Genomic DNA, 3,562 nt, shown 5'->3' with positions numbered 1-3,562 from the left:
GCGCTCGGGTGGGGCTATCGTTGGATATAACCCGAGCCGGTTTATGGGCTGTTGGGTATGTCACTTCCAAAATTCATCGTCGGGATGGTTTTCGCTCTTGCGATCGTCGTCGCCTGGTCCTGGCTTGGCGGCGCTTCGCTAGGCACGACGCTGCTGCGCGTCATCATCTGCGCCGTGGTCATCCAGGCCGGCTACTTCGTCCTCGTCTATGCCATGATCGCCCGGAGCGCACCGACGCCGGCCGACAGGCAGCGCGAAGCTGAGAGAAAGCTGAGCTCGCCCGACGTGGCCGAAGGCGAGAAGCTGGGTAATGCCCGGCGCAGCCTGCACTAGGTCTTCGTCCCAAAGGATCTGACCTCAGGCCACATTGGCGGGTTCGGTTTCCGATTGCTCTCCCGACAGCATCCTGGACAGCCGGCTCGCCGGCTTCGCCTTCAACCGCTGATACTGTCCGACCTCCACGACACGGCCGTCTTCCATCGCCACCACCCAGTCGGCGAAGGCGATCATCGATGGCCGGTGCGCGATGGTCAGGATGGTCATCGCGCCGCGCAATCCGTCGATCGACCTGGCGATCAGCGACTGGTTCTGCCAGTCGAGCGCGCTGGTCGCCTCGTCGAGGATGAGCAGTGACGGCTTGCGCAACAGCGCGCGTGCCAGCGCGATGCGCTGACGCTCGCCGCCTGAGAGGCGCACGCCGCGRTCGCCGACGATCGTGTCGAGCCGCTGATCGAGCCGTTCGACGAATTCGCCGGCATGCGCGGCGCGCAATGCGGTCCACAACTCGTCGTCGCTGGCCCGTGGCGCGGCCAGACGCAGGTTCGCCGAGATCGTGTCATGCAGCAGGAACACGTCCTGGGGCACATAGGCCACCTGATCACGCCAGCGCCGGCGATTGCCGGCATCGATCTCGACGCCGTCGACGAGGATCTTGCCGGCAGTCGGCTCGAGCAGGCCGAGCAGCATGTCGGCGATGGTGCTCTTGCCCGATCCGGAGGGGCCGATAAGGGCGGTGACCTTGCCGGCCGGAAGCCCGAAGGTGATATCGCTCACCACTGCCTTGCCGGTGCCGTCGTCGTAGCCAAAGGAGACACCGCGAATGTTCAGCCCGGTATCGAGCGACAGTTTTTCGGCATCCCCAGCGTCGGCATGGCCCGGTTCGCGCTCGGCATCGAAACGGGCCTGCAGGCTGCGCATGGCCGTATAGGCGGGCAGGTTGATCAGCACTTGCTGGGCCTGCGTCTGCATGTCCATGAARCGCGGCGCRATGCGCATGAAAACCAGCAGCAGCACGACAATCTCGGCCAGCGACAGGTTGAAGCGGACCAGCGCTACATAGATGAACAGGCTCAAGCCGACGACGCTCGCCACCTGGAATACCGCGGTGCCGATGGAGCTGTTGCTGACATAATCGATGTTGTCGGCCTTCATCTTTTCCAGCGTCGTCTGCAATTGCGCGAAATAGCTGGCCTCGACATTCAGGCTCTTGGCCACCTTGATGCCGCCGAGGAATTCCGAGACCGTCCGGTACTGATCCTGGCGATTACTGGTCAGGACACGCCCAAAGGCGGTGGCGCGCGCCCGAAACGGCTGCAGCGCTATGAACATCACGATGCCGATGACAATCGCAAACGCCGTCATGACCGGCGAGATGAACATCGAGATCGTGAGATAGCCCACCAAAAGCACTGATATCTGCACCAGCATCAGCAGCGAGAAGGCGGCGCCCTGAACGCGATCGATGTCGCCGGTCAGGGCATGGTCGAGATCCGAGCTGCGCATGCGCGAGAATACGCCCCAGCGCGCCTTGCCGATGCTCTCGAACAGGTTCATGCGCAAGCGGTTGATGAAATCGAACAGAAGCCTGGCCATRTAGACCGACTTGAAGCGGTTGAACGCGGCCTGCACGGCAACGAGCCCGACCAGCGCGCACAGCACCGTCGTCAGTTGCAGCGTTCCGTCAGGCACCAGCCAGCGCACGAGATCATTGTTCGGCAACCGCACCGCGAAATCCTGGTCGGCGCGTCCGACCAGATGCAGCAGCGGCACAAGCAGCAGGATCGAGATGCCTTCCGTCAGGCTGCCGAGGATCAGGAACAGCAGCGCCGTCCAGGTCCGCCGCCCGCCGATTTGAGCGATGACGGCGCCCAACGCGGCGACATCGCGAAACAGCGACAGGCGGAGGATTGAGGACTTCGACATGTTTGCCCTCACCGCGGCCGACGGCCAGCCGCCAGGCCCCTGGCGGCCGAATCCTGGGCCGCCAGATCGGTTTCGATCAGTTCCACGGCCTCGCCAATCCTGTCGAGGCCGGTTGGAACTTCCAGCCGGAACACGCCGACATGGTTAGCGATTGCTGAACATTGGCGAAAATGCAGCGCCGCGAAGTCGCCAGTCAGCGCCGCGCGGCCGAAACGCGTCACGTAGGAGAATTTGATGATGGCCGGCAAAGCGGCGATGCCGGGCAAGGCCGTGATCGCGGCCCTTTGGCCGCGCTCGAGGACATAGACCCTGGTCGCCGGCACTGTGCCGCCGGAGAAGGCGCCGTGCAGGCGATGCTGCATCTTCTCGATCGCCGGATGCACTTGCGGCCGCACCTCCGCTTGGCCCAGAGAGATCGCGGCCGCTGCGTCGGCGGCAAGCTTGATCTGGGGAAACCCCGGAACGATCATCGGCGCATCCGGTTTGGTGAAGTCGAGCGCCACGACATCGTCGGTGAGCAATTCATGACCGGCGCGGATCAGCGCGCTTGCCGTCGTCGATTTGCCGGCGCCCTTGTCGCCCATGAAGATGGCGCCATTGCCGGCCACCGCCATGGCGCTGGCGTGCAGGACGAGCAGGCCACGCCGGTGCAGCAGCAGCGCCAACACCGGTCCCAGCAGCGGGAAGGCAAGCAGCGCGTCGTCGACGCCGGGCGCCGGCTCGATGTCGATGCGTCTGACATCGCTGATCAGGAAGGCGCCGACGGCATGCCATGCCAGATATTGCCGGTCCGGCTCGAAGCGGAAGATCGTCGCGGCCTCGGGCGAAGGCTTCGGCATGTCGATCGTGCCGATGGCGATCAGGATATCCGCCGCCCCCGGCTCCGCCGGTTCCAGCTCCGGCAACGCCACGTCGGATGCGATGGTCAGGCCATAGGTCCGGTAGTAACGTCGCTCCCGCACCGTCACGCCATGGTAAGGAGGATCACCAAGATATGGGGCGAGCGGCTGGTTGCGCGACATCATGCGGGGCTCCCGCTGTGCTGGACCTGCCGCAGCCACAGCGACAGCGAGGCCGAGCGCCAGACGTACTGGACATCGAGGGGTGCTGCCTGATCGGGCTGGCGCAGCAGCCGTGCATAGGCGGCACTCACTTGTGGCAGGTTGACATAGGGCGCGATGCGGCCGGCGTCTGAAACAAGCAATTGCTCCAGGAGRTCGCGGTGGTTGCGCACCATGCCGTTGACGAGATTGGCGGTGAAATCGATCTTGKYGCGYCGCCACTGRACCGCCGCSGGCARGAYKCCYTCCATGGCGCGGCGCARTACRTAGCGGCCAAAGCCGCGGTTCAGTTTTTCCTC

General features: G+C 64.5%; 4 protein-coding genes. 1 reads left to right on the top strand and 3 read right to left on the bottom strand.

All coding sequences use genetic code 11. From position 1 onward, the window contains the following. Positions 1-57 precede the first annotated feature (57 nt). Positions 58-333 carry an exopolysaccharide production repressor exox gene (locus tag AC1DX0_RS32900; protein WP_477218447.1) on the top strand — a complete coding sequence of 92 codons (276 nt, stop codon included), beginning with the start codon at positions 58-60 and terminating at the stop codon, positions 331-333. Positions 334-357: 24 nt separating this feature from the next. Here AC1DX0_RS32900 and AC1DX0_RS32895 read toward each other — a convergent pair whose 3' ends face one another. From AC1DX0_RS32895 to AC1DX0_RS32885, 3 genes are all read right to left on the bottom strand, one after another. Continuing rightward, entirely contained in the window at positions 358-2,202 is a 1,845-nt protein-coding gene (locus AC1DX0_RS32895) for an ABC transporter ATP-binding protein (protein WP_477218446.1), read from the bottom strand. 8 nt (positions 2,203-2,210) lie between these two features. Then, on the bottom strand, positions 2,211-3,227 hold the full coding sequence (locus AC1DX0_RS32890; protein ID WP_477218445.1) for a phosphoenolpyruvate carboxykinase (ATP): 1,017 nt from the start codon (positions 3,225-3,227) through the stop codon (positions 2,211-2,213). Beyond that, on the bottom strand, positions 3,224-3,562 hold a 339-nt coding region (locus tag AC1DX0_RS32885; RefSeq protein ID WP_477358541.1), incomplete at its 5' end, for an asparagine synthase-related protein. The genes AC1DX0_RS32890 and AC1DX0_RS32885, both read right to left, overlap by 4 nt.

It is taken from the genome of Mesorhizobium sp. P3_A9 (assembly GCF_056402975.1).
The sequence above is the reverse complement of the archived record's forward strand: the minus strand, read 5'-3'. Positions and strand labels throughout refer to the sequence as shown.